This window comes from Pseudoalteromonas arabiensis, assembly GCF_001550155.1.
GTDB lineage: Bacteria > Pseudomonadota > Gammaproteobacteria > Enterobacterales > Alteromonadaceae > Pseudoalteromonas > Pseudoalteromonas arabiensis.
In genome coordinates, this window is the sequence record NZ_LRUF01000019.1 from 330692 (window position 1) to 346630 (window position 15939).

The following is a 15939-nucleotide window of genomic DNA, read 5'->3' on the forward strand; positions in this document are numbered from 1 at the left end:
AATGCGTCAATTATCTTTGCTAGTATCGGTTGGATTATTTGCAGCATCAGCCGGTGTTGCTCAAGCACAAGTGTGTTACGACGGTGTCGCAGAAACGACGCCAACAACGCGGTTTGTTATTAATGACGATGGCACGGTAAGCGATAGCAAAACAGGGTTAATGTGGCAACGCTGTAGCTTTGGTCAAAGCTATAATACAGAAACATTAAACTGTGAAGGAACGAGCCAACAATTATCATGGGGTGAGGCATTACGCGGCGCAACGATGAGTGATTATGCTCAGTATAGCGACTGGCATGTGCCAAACATAAAAGAATTGGCAAGCATTTTAGAACATCAATGTGTTCAACCGAGCATTAATGAACAAGTTTTCTATGCCACCAAATTACAAAACTACTGGAGCAGTACCTCAGGTAAAGAACGAACTGATCTTGCTTGGGTTTATCAATTTGATAAAGGCGTAAATAGCTTACATGCGAAAACGTCGGATCTGTATTTACGCCTAGTTCGTTACGAAAAGTAACGTTGAATTATTTTTAACCGCGCTTTTTCAAGCGCGGTTTTTATATCAGCCCCTTTTATACCTTGAGCAATAAACTGCTGAGGATTGACAGCGCGTGCTTGCTTGGCTGCTTGTTCAAGTTCATTAGCAAAGTTAAGTGGTTTTTGTTCACTGATCTCAAGCGCTTCTAAAACTTGCTCGAAGCGCTCTGGGCGTCGCCACAAATCAAGCTGATTAAAGCAGCTAAGAACTGCATTGCTATCTAATTGATTAGCACACAGTGTTTGCCTGTGCGCTTGCGCGTTTAATGCTAAATCTCGTACTTCATTGGGTAAACGAATTTTCTGAGCGAGCGTTTTAATTGCCTCTTCACTGAGCGAAAGTGTTACTTGGCTAAACAGTAATGCAGTATTGGTAATTCCACGTTGCTGTGCATAATTAAAGCGGGCTTGTAAGGTGCGATATAAGTCACTGTCCCACTGCTTTTCAAGGAAAGGGCTGATTACGTGTAAGCCTTTTATATCGAATAATACATTTAAAAATTCCGCGAAGGCTCCATCACTTAATGACTTTTCGCATTCTAGCCAAATACGTTCTGCGGTGAGCGTTTCAAGCTCGCCATTCGCCACCATAGACATAAGCAAACGGTTAGTTTCAGGTGCAATGGTAAAGCCTAAGTAATGATAGCGTGCTGCAAAGCGAGCAACACGGAGAATGCGTAAAGGATCTTCACTAAAGGCATCAGACACATGGCGTAAGATACGGTTTTTAATATCATCTTGGCCGTTGAATGGATCGAACAATGTGCCGTCTTTCGCTTGAGCAATGGCATTAACGGTCAGATCACGGCGTATTAAATCTTCTTCTAAGGTGACATCAGGGGCGAAGTCGCAAATAAAGCCAGTATACCCTTCCCCTTGCTTTCGCTCTGTGCGAGCGAGTGCATATTCTTCTTTTGTTTTTGGATGTAAAAAAACAGGAAAATCTTTACCAACTTGTTGATAGCCTTGCTTAAGTAGTTCTTCTGGTGTCGCACCAACCACAACGTAATCACGCTCTTTTATCTCACGACCCAGTAGGGCATCCCTGACTGCGCCACCCACTAAATAAACCTGCATAGTTCACCTGCTATTTTGCCTTTTTGGTATTTTACGTTATTTATTCATTAAAATGCGAACAAGGTTTTAAGTGGCGTTTTTTTTTGCCATTATAGGCCGTGATTTTAAACGCAAGGAATATCACGGTGTATTTAAGCTATTTTGGCTTGTCAGAAAAACCTTTTTCGATTGCTCCGAACCCTGAATATTTATTTCTCAGTGAACGCCACAAAGAAGCGTTAGCGCATCTAACTTACGGCCTAGGAGAAGCGGGAGGGTTTGTATTGCTGACAGGTGAGGTGGGGACAGGGAAAACAACATTAACAAGAAGCCTGCAAGAACAGCTTCCAGAAAATACACAAGTTGCACAAATTCATAATCCTGCCTTATCGCAACTTGAATTGTTGGCCAGTATTTGTGATGAATTAAATATTACTTACGACAGCAATAATGCGACGTTGAAAACATTAACCGATGTGATCAAAAAGCATTTGGAGTCAAATAATAGCGCGGGTGGCCACACCATTTTAATTATTGATGAAGCGCAATTACTTGCTCCTGATGTACTTGAGCAATTGCGTTTATTGACCAATATAGAAACGGATCATAAAAAGCTATTACAAATCGTTTTAGTGGGACAACCAGAGCTACAAGCATTACTTAAACGCACAGAACTTAGGCAATTGGCACAGCGTATAACAGCACGCTATCACCTATTACCGCTAACAGAAGGGCAAGTATTTGCGTATGTTAAACATCGTTTGTCTAAAGCAGGAACCGAACAAGCGTTGTTCTCCAGGGATGCTCTAAAGGCTATCTATCAAGTGACGCAGGGCGTCCCGAGATTGATTAACCTATTGTGTGAACGCTGTTTAGTGGGTGCTTTTTCTCAACAAAAGTTGAGCATAGATAGTGAACTGGTGATGCGTTCTGCCGAGGAAGCTTTGCCACCAAGTAGCACAGTCATTACAGCAACCGCCAATACACAATCCAATTATGTTTGGCTTTACCCTGTTTCATTTTTAGTCGTCTTAGGTGTGGGTATTGGTTTATCCTACTTAATATAAAGAGTGCTCATTTATGTCATTACTTTTAGATGCAATTAAACAATCTGGTCAGCATGAGCAAACCGCCGCTGAGCATGACCAAGCTGCATTACAATTAAAACAGCAGCAGGAATTAACTCGTTACAGACGCCTTGCCCTGTCATTTGGGCTTTTATTAGCTGCGATTTTGACGCTGATGGCAGGGTTTTCAATTGGCAAATGGCTACAAAATAATAAGTCATTGGATAGCGCAGTTGTTACAAGCACGCAGCAAACGCTTGATAAAAAAGAGACAGTGGAGAATACGGAACAAGCTGCCACTGACGCTGCGCAAACGGCTGCTCAGCCACACGCAATAAATGCGGCTGTAACGTCAACACAACTCCCGCAACCTTCAATGCAGCAAATGCCTGTGCAAGGGCAACAATATCAATGGGTTCAGGTGCCAGTAAATTCAGTTCCTGTGTATGTCAATCAGGGGCAGCCTGTTTATCAACAGCCAATTTATCAAGGTCAACCGGTTTATCAAACACAGCCGCAGTTTTCACAGCCTGTGCAAGTGACGCAAAATAATAGCTCGCGACAGGTAAGCGACCAAGGTCTTGATTTAAGTAAATATAAGGTATTGGGTAAGCCGCTAAATAGCGAGCCATCAGCCCCCCCTCAGCAAACCCTCGACAATGACGAGCTTAAAGATGTGCCCGATACGTTGAAAGATGCATTTGCTAAAGCGGTGCAGGATGTTGATAGTCAGCATTTTTCAGAAGTCACTCACAGTACGAAAAACTCATCCTATGCCGAGCCCATTGAGCTATTACCTGTATCGTTACAAAACCAGTTACCTACGATTAAGTATCAGGCACATATTTATGCGTCAGAAACATCAAAACGTTGGATTAAGCTAAATGGCCGTGAATTATATGAAGGTGACAGTATAGGTGTGCTGTCAGTGGTCGAGATTACGCCAGAGCAAAGTTTGCTCAGTTACGATGGTTACGAGTTTACTTTGAAAGCACTACAAGATTGGCCTGAATAGGTTTTACTAAAACTGATAGCTTAGGGCGACTTTTATATTACGACCAAATATAGGTCGCCCATAAAATAGGGGATCTTGGTGGTTTAAATCATCTCTGGGATTGCCTTCTGTTAAACCAAGCGTGTTGGTGAGGTTTTTAATTTCTAGCTGTAAGCTTAACTGCTCATTCATTGTGAACTCACTGAAAAAATCCCATGTTTGATAAGCTGGCAATGCGAATTGATTGGCGGTATCGGAGTATCGCTCGCCGATGTAAGCCCATGTGATCGCAGCTTGAAAATTGTCTGACTTATACTCAGGTGTCAGTCGAAACTGTAGCTCAGGTGTACGGGTTATTTGGTTACCATTAAACTCGCTTTGAGGAAGGGATGATGGGATCCCGTAGAACCCTGCATCTTGCCATACCCCAACGCCTTTGAATTGCCAAGATGCGTTGTATTGGTAGCTGAATTCAAATTCTAACCCTTGCGTTTGTGTGTTAATTAAAATTGCCTTTTGTGGTCCCGTTGCACCTCTATAAACAGTAAAAGGAAGCGGGTCAAAATTAGTATCAAATAAAGCCCCACTAAATTGCCAGTGTGATGTTTGCAGTCGTAAGCCGATTTCACCCAAGGTTAAACGTATTGGTTTGCCAAAGTTTTGCAGGTCTCGCTCAATATTGTTGGAAGCCCAACCACGCGCATTACCAAAATTAATTAATCGAGGCATTTCAAAAGCGTCTGAATAGCGAGCAAATACGGCAAGGTGTTGCTGTATCTGATAATTCGCGCCAACACTAAACGCTGTTTGGTTAAATGTGTCATGTAGTGAACTTGGGGCAAGGTAATGCGAGTAATAAGGCTTTAGCGAATCGGTTGGTGATATTGCGCCTTCAAATAGGGTGCTGTCTAAGTTGAGATTTTCATTACGAAGCGCAAGGTCAAACCTAAGGCTGTCTGTGATTTGCCAATCAAAATTAGCATAAAAAGAATGGGACTCAGATAAACCGACTCCTTTTAAATACACAGGACCCGCATACGATAAAAAGCCTTGTTCATTGAAGTTACCAACAACTTCTCCTTGATTATTTATCAGTACAATTTCTAAACGATCAGGTTGATGCTTTACATCAGTGAGTAATTCACCAAGCCATTGGTCAAGGGGTAATGAGCTAAAGTCGCTACGCGCATAAATATGCCCTAAGCTGAGTGACCAGTGATCATCAAGGTAATTGATTCGAAAGTGGTTAATCAACTGTTGTTGTTTGTAGTGTGAGTGCAGTGGGAAACTGGAGGTGACTAAGCCATTTTCATTGAGGCGGCTAGGGTCATCGATTAATTTGTGGTCGCTTACCCGTCGGTACTGTGCGGTTAAATCTTTATCTGCAAAAGAGTGTTTAAAATCGGTTATATCTTGTTGTTGTAAACGGCTTTGGGCATCAACAATGGTTTGGTTGCCTAAGTTCATAAGCGTGTAAAGTTCATTGTTTAGCTTAGCGTAACGAGTGCGGTTAGTGATATTTACTTTGTCACTCAGTGGTGCTTTAAATACTAACGTGTAGCTATTCATTTGTGTGTGCTGAGCATCACCCAAATCATGAACAAGCGGGCCTTCAGGAGTGCGAAACGCTAACAATTTTAAATCGTCACTCAATAACGTGCCATCGTCATAGGCAAGACTATCGAGTTGTTGAATTTTTTGTTTATTTTCTAAAATTAGCGGAGCATAAAAGCTGGTTTTATCATTTAGGTGTTTGTAGCTAAAGTCAAACTCAAAACTGTCAGTTAACCAACTGATTTTTGCACTTAATTGGCCTCCTTTATCCGCTTTATAGCCAGGTTCACGAATACCATCTGAGGTACGGTAAAATCCACCGATTGTATAAAACAGTTCATCAGTTAAAGGGCCCGTAAAGACACCGTCAAAGCGTGTGTAATCATAGCTGATGCCATGACTTAATTTGATTAGGTTAAATGGTATTGCAGAGCCTTGCCTTGTTATATAGTTCACCATAGCCGCAGGGCCATTAAGGGTAAAAATACCGCTGCTACCACCACGTACAGCTTCGATGGTTTGGTGGGTCAGATCGGGTCGTAAGAAAAAATCCCCCCATATTCCATCGTACGTAATGGGTAAGCCATCTTCCATCAAACTAATAAAGCGAAACCCTTCACCGCCTCTTAAGCCTCTTGGTGAGACATTATTGTTTGTTTCGCCGCCTGAGTCTTCAACCCAAAAACCGGTGACATTTTTAAGCACCTCAGCGCTTGAATAAGGTGTTTGTTGCTCAAGCTTAGAGCTGGATAGTTGTGTAATAGAAATGGAAGAATTTAAGATATTACGACTTTTACCACTGACGCCTGTCACGATGATGCGTTCAAAATCATCAGTGGGCGTTTGCTTTGATAGCGTGACAAAGATGCGCTGCTCAGTTAAAGCGAGTGTGAACTGATAGCGAGAGCCTTGCAGGACGTCAGTGAGTATTTCACTCAACGTGAAGTCCCCTTGTAAAGGTGGAAGCACGCTATGCTCAGTGATTGAGGCAGCATTGAGCTGCCAGCCACTTTGCGCTGCAATATCAAGCAAGCGCTGTTGCAAGGTTGCTTCAGCTAAATCGAATGCATAGTCAGTGCTAGCATGTGCTTTGCTAGTAAATAATATTAACCATATTAGTGTTGTGGCTAATAGTCTTAACAACATAGTTTAATTAGATATTTTTATTATTGTTTAAACTTTGTACCACTTTTAACTTATTTTCGCTATGACACTTTTAGCTAATCTGCTGTCAATGTAAAAACACGGCCTTTTTGAGTGACTGTAATAGGGTAAATTTTTTCTAAACTACTTAACCAACCTTCGATTTCAGTTGTTAAGAATGTGCCGTTGTAGGTGAGTTCTGTTAGTTTTTTATCGCTTAAGTTAACCTGAACTTCACTGTACCTTGCAACATCATTAAGCACATCACCCAAGCGCGCGTTTTGGTAGACTAAATAGCCTTTTTGCCAGCCCATAGTCAGCGAGTCACCTTGTGCTTTAGTGTGTGTGACTTTACCCGCCTTTGTCATTTCGACAGCTTGTCCTTGAGTGAGTGTGACAGCGTCTTGTTGAGCTACAGAGACACTGCCTTCTAGTACATCAACACGAATAGAGGCTGGATTTGCTCGTACATTAAATACAGTGCCTAACGCTGTTACTTCACTGTTTTGATAACGTACAACAAAGGGTCTTTGTTTATCTTTACTGACGTTAAATAGTGCTTCGCCTTGGTATAAAATTAGTTCGCGAGATGCGCTGCTATAACGAACGGCAAGTTGAGTATTCGCACCTAAATCTATTTGACTGCCATCGTCTAAAGTAAAAGAGCGATGTTCATTAATTGTGGTATGAAAAAATTCATTTGATACTTTGTCATTTGCACTTGCTTGGGGGCTCACAGTGCTCATTGTTTTTAAAGGCGACTCTTGATTTACTAAAAAAATAAAACCAAATAGCAAGCAGCTTGCTGCTATGGCTAAATAGCTTGTGATAGAGCGATATTTAGAATTTGTTTTGTTAGAGGTAACAGCATCAAGCTCAGCCAATTGTTGTGTCACAAAGTCATCACTTAATGTGGTTGATGCCGTCCAAAGCGACTGCATTTTTTCAAACACTTCACGATGGACTGTGCTTTGAGCTAGCCAATCGTTAAGCTCGTCAGGGTAGCGGTTTGTTTCGCTTTCAGTAAACTTTTCATCTAATACAAGTAACCACTCAGCAGCTTGCTCTTCGATATTTGCTAAGTCGTTCGGTGATGGGTTCATGCTAAGATCCTTAAAACTCATGACTAAAGCTCATGTTGCAATTGCTGGTAGCAATGACGAACTGCACGTAAAACATATTTTCTTACCATACTGGGTGAAATCTGTAAGGTTAAAGCTATTTCTTCGTAGCTTTGTCCTCGTATTTTATATAACAAGAATGCTAGTCTGCATTTATCTGGCAAACTAATGAGAGATTTTTCCATTTCTTTTAGCAACTCATTATTATGATGTGTTTTCTCTGGGTTTATAGAGCTGACAGGTTGCGTGCTGTTATCTGTATCAGAGATAAACTCATCAAATGGGCTGCGTGCTTTACGTCTCAATTTATCTATTGCTAAATTTGTTGCTATTTTATACAGGTAAGCAGCGATGTAATTGCTTATTTTTTCTTGCTCTAACCCTAGCAGCTTAACAAAGGCTTCTTGCGCAACATCTTCTGCTTCACGTTTGTCTAGTCCTTTACTCATGATATGACGTATCAGTTTTTGCTGTTGCTTTAAAAACAACTGCTCAACTTGCTGGCGGCGACTACGCTGACAGTCTGATTCGGTATCGACTGAATCAATGGATTTGCGTCTAAAAGATAATAACGGTGGCATGAATCCGCATCCTACTCTTCCATTTGTATTGCATGTAGCGAGCCGAACATAGTCGGCTCGTCAGTGTTGACTATTAATTCAAGGTGGCCACTCGGCTCACTTTGCCTGAATCACTCACTGTTCTTAGTTGAACAGCAGCTGATGTTGTTAATGTTACGGGTCCTGTATAGTCATGCCATGTCATTCCATTGTCTAATGAGTACTGGGTCTGCATGCCAACAAATCGTGTATTAACGATTAACTGGCCATTATCTATCGTCGCCCCAGGAAGTGGGATACGATAATTTACTCCAAACTGTTTAGGCATTTGAGCATTAATATCGACAACTTGGTAGTAGTCCAATAGTGGTAAGGCATGTTGCCCTAATGTGTTTGTAAATGTATGCCATGCTTGTTCAATGGCTAAACCTTCGGCTGGCATATCTTGCACCCAAGCTCGCTCTGCTGCGCCGAGTAACTTAGGAAATGTCATGTAGTCTAATATTTCGGGTGATTTTTGGTTTTCACCAAATAGCTGTGCCTGAATACCTTGCACGTTTTGTTTACCCGTTTCACTGAGTAAAACCCACTTAGGATCCCATGGTACAGGGTTGCCAAGTTTGTCTTTTACCGCGTTGGCATAAATATTAAATGGGCGGTACTCAAATGTCTTTTTCGTGTCTGTATAGCCTGCCCAATGATAACCAATTTCATCAGGGTGCTTGTTGTAAGCTAAATCAAGATACAAGTTAGTTGCATGAGCAAGTACTACTTTTTTACCTTGGTTTGCGAACTTATAAGCTTGATGTTCATTTCCCCAGCCCCAGACATTATTCCAAAACACAGGGTAGATATCGCCGTAGTCAACATTGCCTGTGCCGTTGTGAGACAACACGTCTCCCCAACTTGCCATATCGAAGCCGTGTTGATTAATTATTTGCTTCCAACGAAGAAAGAAGTAATCAAAAATTTCAGCATCTGTTTTCCCTGCTGTGGCAGGGTTTTGTTGTATTGCAGGAGATTGTGCCCACCATTCATTTGGACCTAAGTGAGGCAATTCATCGCCCCCGCCGTGCAGGCGTGTGATGGTTGCATCAGGTACTGCATCATAAATTGCACGTGTTTGTTCAATAACATGATTTAAGAAAGTAAACGTGCTCTCTAGGGATGGATTGATAAAGTTGTCAGTGTAAAACTGTGGTGTGTAATATTGAGACTGGTCGAGTGGGTCGATTAATCTATATTTAGACGCTTCGATTGGGTCTGTATTTTTGTACTTATTGTAGCGATATTCCATCGCTTTAATTGCTGCGCGGGCATGAGCAGGAAAATCATATTCAATAATAACATCAATATGACGGTCGGCTGCGTATTGCAAAATTTCTTTAAAGTCTTCAACAGTGTAAAAACCCCAGCCCTTACCTAGGTAGTTTTGCTGCGCGATTTCGAACCCTTGAAAACTGGGCGGGGTACCTAAATTCGCAGCTGTTTTATCACTTGGTTTATTGTCAATGCCATCACCTTGAGCAAATTCATTGGCTGCGCCCATAAATGTATGCAGCATAGATGTTTCATTGAGGTCATAGCCACGCTTAGCACCAAATTCAGTTAACTCAGGAATACCAGGAATTTCTAATCGCCAGCCTTCGTCGTTGGCGACATTAATCTCAAACTTATTTAGTTTGTAAAAAGCCATTAAATCTAACAACTTAAACACAGTTTCCTTAGACTGAAAGTTACGAGAAACATCAAGCATCATGCCGCGGTACTCAAATCGAGGAGCGTCTAAAATCGTCGTGGCAGGTAGAATGGTGTTGTCGGATAAGGTGCTTGAGTTTTTTGCATTTTTATACACTGATGTGGGGATCATCTGGCGTAGTGTTTGTATTGCGTAAAATACACCTTGCTCATCGCTGCCTGTAATTGTAATACCTGTAAATGGATCTATTTCTAGTTTGTAGGCACTTTTATCAGCTTGATTATCTTGGTTAGTATCTAAATGTGGATCAAGTTGTAACTTGATATGATTTGGGCCATTTTGAGTGGTTGTATTAACTGCAAATGTGCCACTTAATATGTCGCTTAAAGCAGTTTGTAAAAAAGCCGCTTCTTTATTAAGTGATGCTGGTGCAGAAATCGTTGTTAGCTGACTCATCAATGTTAAAAACTCATTGTCGATTGTAACGACTGAATGAGGTTGTGGAACCAGCTGGTTTTTTAATGGCAATGAGAGAATCGATGCATTATTTTCAGCATATCTTAATGCGGTGGTTTGCACGGGCATCACATCATTTGTGGCCTGTGTCGTTTGTTTAGGATCGCTAGGGTCCATAAACACATCAACAAGTACAGCTTGAGGCGTTTGTCCGTTATAGCTGATATGAAAGCCAGAAGGAGAGTCATTTTTCAGCATTTGCCAGTATTGAGCAATGATCTCAATTTCACGCGACTCTCCAGGTTGAATAGGTGTAAAACCAGCAATAGGTTTTAAAACAAAGTAGTCACCGCTTTTGGCGGCATCTGCATTTTCTAGACTTAGTTTTTGTGCGGCAATATGTTGGCGTGCGTATTGTCCATTTGGGTCAGAGTCTGGCAGAACACTGGCTGGTGGTCTTACTGAGCTAAAAAATAACGACCAGCCCGATTCACCTAATGGTTCTAAGCCATTGTTGGTGATTGTTAAACTACCAAGAAAAATATTCTCACCAATCCCATGGTCAATGACCTGCCAACTTAAAGCAAGGTTATCGGGGTGAGGTTGTGCAATGCTAAATTGGCTTGCTGTGAGTAGTGCTAAGCTCGATAGTGTTGTTGTAATTGTGTGCTTCTTTGCAAACATGGTGGCTCCTAAGACATTGTTATTGTATAGATAGAGCTGGTACCGCAAGTTGACTCTAATGTTATAAACGTCTTAAGAAGAATATTTGGGAATTAAAATTTTAAAAAGAGCCCTAAATACTGCTTTTGTATTAGGGCTAAGCGCATTAATGAACTGCAATTTCATCAATATATAAAGGAAGTTTAGGGATCTGAATATCTTGAGATTTCTTGCTATTGATAGCGATCACTTTTAAAAAGCGTAATCTTGTTGGCTGAAAAGATAATACCGACATAGGACCCTGCGGTGAGGTTACTTTTGCCAGTGTTGTCCATTGCTGCTTATCATCAGAGCCGAGAATGACTATTTCTGTTGGCGGATGCAGCTGGCGGTGACGACCACTGTTATAGCCTAATTGCACTTGTTTAACTAAAGTCGGTGATTCAAAATCAATAATGGCCTCAAGATCGGTGTCATAAAAAATAGCGTAATCTTCGACACTATAAAACTGATCAAATGCAAACTGACCATCTTGCAATTTATGCGCTGATTGCTCAGCTGCAGGGTAAGTTAGGGTGATGCTTTTACCCAGTGCTAGGTGAGGGCTAAGTGTAAGGCGTGCATCGCCAATAAGTTGCCCTTGTGATTTTACATAGCTGCGAGCACGGACTTGGGTGTATGATTTAATCGTGATAGGTGCTTGATACTTATTAGACGCTAAAGTGGGTTCGCTGCCATCAAGCGTATAATAAATAGCGGTACCTTCGATATCAGTGGTTATTGTGACAAGCAGTTTATTGTCTTGAACTGTACTACTGATAATCGGTTTATAGCTACTTTTAGCGGTATTGATATGCATTTTTTGATAGCGTTTTAATAAGCTAGGTAAGCGGTTCTGACTATAATCATGCCATGATTTACTTTCTTTATTTGACCATAAGGTTTCACTTAGCGCACTGAGTCTAGGGAATAGCATGTATTCAGCATGACGCGGTGTTTTAATATACTCAGTCCAGAGTGCGCCTTGAGCACCTATAATATATTCGCGCTGTTGAGAGGTTAAATGGCTAGGCTCAGGGTCGTATTGATACACATTTTTTAAACGCGATAATCCGTGAATTGCCTTGGGTTCATCAAGGTTACGAGATTGATAGGCATCAAAATAGATATACTGGTACGGACTCATAATGACTTGATGCCCCATTTTTGCTGCTTGCACGCCTCCTTCGGTTCCTCGCCAAGACATGATGACAGCATCATCAGCAACTCCACCTTCTAATATTTCATCCCAGCCAATGACTGTTTTATCAAGATCCTGCACTATTTTAGCAACTCGCTTAATAAAGTAGCTTTGTACTTGCTCTGGCGTAGTGAGGTCATGTTGCTGCATTAATTTTTTCACAATGGGGCTTTCTAACCATTGTTTTTTTATTACTTCATCACCCCCTATATGAATGTATTTACTAGGGAAAAGTGCTGCGACTTCTTTGTAAACAACAGATAAAAACTCAAACACATCCTCGCGAGGGCATAGCACGTCTTCAAAAATACCAAATTGTGCTTGTACGTTGACTGCCTGCTGGTGGCAAGACAGCTCAGGATAAGCAGCCAGTAATGCCGTGCTGTGTCCTGGAATATCTATCTCAGGGATCACCTCGATGTGACGTGCTTTAGCATACTCTACGACTTCTTTGATTTGTGCTTTTGTATAGAAGCCTGAAACGCTTTGGTTATCAAACAAAGGTTTGTAATCATAAGTATGACCAACGACTGTATGAGGGCGTGTAGCGCCTATTTCAGTAAGTTTAGGGTATGCATCAATGGCGATACGCCAGCCTTGATCATCGGTTAGATGCCATTGAAAAACATTAAACTTATGCATTGCGAGCCAATCAATATATTGTTTTACAAAACTCACATCAAAGAAATGGCGGCTGACATCTAAATGCATGCCACGATAGGTAAATCGAGGTTCGTCGAGTATTTCTGCACTGGTAATTAGCCAGCTTCGTTGGTTTATTGGCATACGAGATTCTATTTCAATAGGGAGCAGTTGCCTAAGTGATTGCATCGCCCAAAATAACCCCTTTGCTGTGCTGGCTTTTATTTCAATAAAACCACTTCTCACTATTAATTGATAACCTTCCTTAGCCACTACTGAGTCGGTAATGTTAAAAGCGATGGTGTTTTTCATCGTATTTTTTGCGTGTAATACAGGTAATTCATAGCCGGTTGGTGGGCGTAGAAACTCAGCAAGTTGCAGAGCCACTTGTTTTGCATCTTGGTGGTTATAGCTAATTTGTGTGTTGTGCATTAAGTGAAAGTGATCTTCACCATATTGGCTGCTTGTTGGCTTTGGTGTGATGTTAGCGCTGACATAATAAGGAGCTAATAGCAGAATGAATAACACAAAGCTGCTTCGCAAGTACTGGTAAAAAGCATTTTTAATCATTGTTATTTCCTAAGAAAAGCCCGCATTTGCGGGCTTGGATAAACTAATCAGCACTGGGCATAGTGCAAATTAGCAAGGGGTAGGTTAAAAATTAAGGGTTAACGAAGCACTAATGGTTCGGCCTAAAATAGGGCGCGCGTAGTAATAGTCGAAACCAGCTTGGACATCGTTAATAGCACGCGGATTACCTTCAGTTAAGCCTAACTCGTCAGTTAGGTTGGTTGCTTTTAAATGAACGGCAGCGCTGTCATTAAAGCGATAATTAACGCCCATATCGACGGTTGTGTATGCAGGGAGTTCAAACTTATTCTCGCCGTCTGAATAACGTTCACCTAAGTGGTGTACGGTTAAATAAACATCACCATCATCAAAATAATAGGTGGGCGTTAAACGTAGCTGAATTTTAGGTGTACGTTTAACTTGCTTGCCTTCCCAATGTTTAAAAGCACCGGTGAAGCCTTCCATCTTAGGATCTTGTAACACACCCGTTAAATCCAGTTGAATGTTTTCGTGTGCTTGCCAAACGGCTTCAAATTCAATACCGTCGGTGACGGTATCGATAGTTTGATTAGCTACTTCACCATTACTACCGGTAAAGTTACGCTCTACTAGGTCATTGAACTTTGTTCTAAATAAAGTCACTGATGCGCCGAGTGTGTCGCCAGAATAACGTCCACCAAACTCACTGAAGGTAAGGTTTACACTGTCATTAAAGTCTGCATCAATTCCGGCATGTATATTTTGTCCATAGCTCATCAAGCGTGGCATCTCAAACGCATCTGCATAGCGGCCAAACATTGAAACACTGTCAGAGAATTTATAGTTAAAACCAATCGTCCATGCTGTTTCCGTTTCATCGCGGGTTTTTGATAAGTAGTTGTTCGAGGGGGTATCAACATAGTTATTGGCAAGGTTGTTGTCAATGTCATTGCCATTGGCATCGAAAGCACCATCCACTGGCACAGCAAACTGGGTTGCTGATGCGGTACTATCCAATTCTAACCACTCAATACGAATGCCTCCGTCAATACGAAGACTATCTGTGGCTTGAAATTGCTCATTGATAAACAGTGAGTGTGATGTGCTTGTACCAAATGCAGTGGCTTGGCCCCAGCCAGGTGCATAGCCTGTTGAACCGTTGTCGGTTAATTGACCGACTACTTGCTGGTTGTCATCCAGAGCAACAATATCAAGAAGCCGTGCATTATCTTTTACTTCTGTTAAGAACTGTGATTCCCATTTATCAACGGGTAGCGAGTTTGCATCAACGTATGCGAATAGCCAGCCCATTGTGAGCGTGTGGCGATCACCTTCGTAAGTAAAATTGAGTTTATTGACGAATTGCTCGGCATCATATCGTGAATAAAGCGGATAGCTTGTTGTCACTAAACCATTGCCGTTTAAGTTTGTTACATCGTTGAGTATTTCGCCTGTATCAACATATTGATATTTAGCTGCAACAGCGCCGTCAGCTGCAAATTGGTCAAGCATGGAGAGTACATCTTGTTGACCAAGTCTATCGTTGGCATTTACTAAAGTGGAGTTATCGAAATTAAGTAGAATGTACATGTCGTTTTCAAAGCTTGAATAACGGCCTGCTGTATTTAACAGCCAACGATCATTTAGTTCCCAATCAAGGTTATAGCCTAAAGTGGTAAACTTAGTATGCTGCCCATCTTTAAGATCGCGTGTTTTGTAGCTACCATCTTCTTGTAGGTAATTTAAAAGACGTTGACCATTTCCGATTAAGGTTCCGTGCTGTGGATCCACACCAGCGATCCCTTCTGGATTTTTTTGATCTTGTAGAGGGATAGGTACAAAGAATGTGGTGTGGTCGTTTAAGTGCTTGGCAGAGAGTGTAAGTTGACCTTTATTAAACTCACGGACAAGGTTTAATCTCAGTTGTCCGCCGTGATCAGCCGTAAATTCTGTATCCCTTACGCCATCAGAGCGACGATAAAAACCACCGACCGACATTTTCCAGTTTTCACTAATAGGTGTGCCATAGAAAAACTCACTGCGGTATAGGCCATAATCCGCCGTAGTCAGACGAATGGTTGCTTCTTCGACACTATCAGGTTTTCGTGTAATAAAGTTAACCAAGGCCGCAGGCCCATTGGTTGTTAATAGGCCTGATGTACCACCACGCACAGCTTCCATGTGTTCAATCGTGATGTCTTGGCGTTGATAAAAGTCGACCCACACACCGTCATAAACAACCGGTAAGCCGTCTTCTTCAACACCTATATAACGAAAGCCTTCACCGCCACGTAAGCCCCTTGGAGCCACATTGTTGTTGGTTTCACCGCCAGAATCTTCGACCCAAAACCCAGGCACAGTTTCAAGTAAATCGGCGGTGCCTAGCGGGGCCTCTCTAGCAAGTTGCTCGGCATCTAGCGTAGTAATTGATACGGATGATTCAAGCTTGGTTTGGCCGCGGCCACCACTACCTGTTACGACAATTCGCTCAAGATCGAGAAGTTTTTTCTTTTCTGATGCAGGCTTAGTTTCTTGTTCAGTATTTTGAGCTGCTTGTAGGTTTAAGCTCAAGCAGGCACTTCCGATTGCCAATGCTAGTAAGTGCTTTCTATAGCGAGGTGTGTGTGTTTTCATTTTATTCCCTTCATTGTT

Annotated in this window: 10 protein-coding genes; 3 read left to right on the plus strand and 7 right to left on the minus strand. The window is 41.8% G+C overall.

The window, feature by feature from the left end:
• The first annotated feature begins 1 nt into the window (after position 1).
• The gene (locus tag PAARA_RS09350) at positions 2-523 is read left to right on the plus strand and encodes an Lcl C-terminal domain-containing protein (RefSeq protein WP_062568762.1); all 522 of its coding nucleotides are present in this window, start codon (positions 2-4) and stop codon (positions 521-523) included.
• Here the strand turns inward: PAARA_RS09350 and PAARA_RS09355 are convergent.
• Complete coding sequence (locus PAARA_RS09355) at positions 511-1620, minus strand: tRNA nucleotidyltransferase/poly(A) polymerase-related protein (RefSeq protein WP_062568763.1); 1110 nt, start codon at positions 1618-1620, stop codon at positions 511-513. The two genes, PAARA_RS09350 and PAARA_RS09355, sit on opposite strands and share 13 nt — an antisense overlap.
• A gap of 125 nt (positions 1621-1745) precedes the next feature.
• Here PAARA_RS09355 and PAARA_RS09360 point away from each other — a divergent pair, with 125 nt between their 5' ends.
• Together PAARA_RS09360 and PAARA_RS09365 are read left to right on the plus strand one after the other, a co-directional pair.
• Positions 1746-2666, plus strand: coding sequence for an ExeA family protein (locus PAARA_RS09360; protein WP_062568764.1), 921 nt, complete (start codon positions 1746-1748; stop codon positions 2664-2666).
• A gap of 13 nt (positions 2667-2679) precedes the next feature.
• A complete protein-coding gene (locus tag PAARA_RS09365; protein WP_062568765.1) occupies positions 2680-3681 on the plus strand; it encodes a general secretion pathway protein GspB in 1002 nt (333 codons plus the stop codon).
• Positions 3682-3687: 6 nt separating this feature from the next.
• On the opposite strand, the gene PAARA_RS09370 is transcribed toward PAARA_RS09365, so the two are convergent.
• The 6 genes from PAARA_RS09370 to PAARA_RS09395 all read right to left on the minus strand — a co-directional run bounded on the left by PAARA_RS09370 (position 3688) and on the right by PAARA_RS09395 (position 15921).
• Positions 3688-6360, minus strand: coding sequence for a TonB-dependent receptor (locus PAARA_RS09370; protein ID WP_062568766.1), 2673 nt, complete (start codon positions 6358-6360; stop codon positions 3688-3690).
• 74 nt (positions 6361-6434) lie between these two features.
• The gene (locus PAARA_RS09375; RefSeq protein ID WP_062568767.1) at positions 6435-7460 is read right to left on the minus strand and encodes a FecR family protein; all 1026 of its coding nucleotides are present in this window, start codon (positions 7458-7460) and stop codon (positions 6435-6437) included.
• Positions 7461-7483: 23 nt separating this feature from the next.
• Entirely contained in the window at positions 7484-8059 is a 576-nt protein-coding gene (locus tag PAARA_RS09380) for an RNA polymerase sigma factor (RefSeq protein WP_062568768.1), read from the minus strand.
• Between the two features lie 73 nt (positions 8060-8132).
• A complete protein-coding gene (locus PAARA_RS09385) occupies positions 8133-10877 on the minus strand; it encodes a family 20 glycosylhydrolase (RefSeq protein WP_062568769.1) in 2745 nt (914 codons plus the stop codon).
• Between the two features lie 145 nt (positions 10878-11022).
• Positions 11023-13308 carry a beta-N-acetylhexosaminidase gene (locus tag PAARA_RS09390; protein WP_062568770.1) on the minus strand — a complete coding sequence of 762 codons (2286 nt, stop codon included), beginning with the start codon at positions 13306-13308 and terminating at the stop codon, positions 11023-11025.
• 84 nt (positions 13309-13392) lie between these two features.
• The gene (locus PAARA_RS09395; protein ID WP_062568771.1) at positions 13393-15921 is read right to left on the minus strand and encodes a TonB-dependent receptor; all 2529 of its coding nucleotides are present in this window, start codon (positions 15919-15921) and stop codon (positions 13393-13395) included.
• Between the last annotated feature and the right edge of the window lie 18 nt (positions 15922-15939).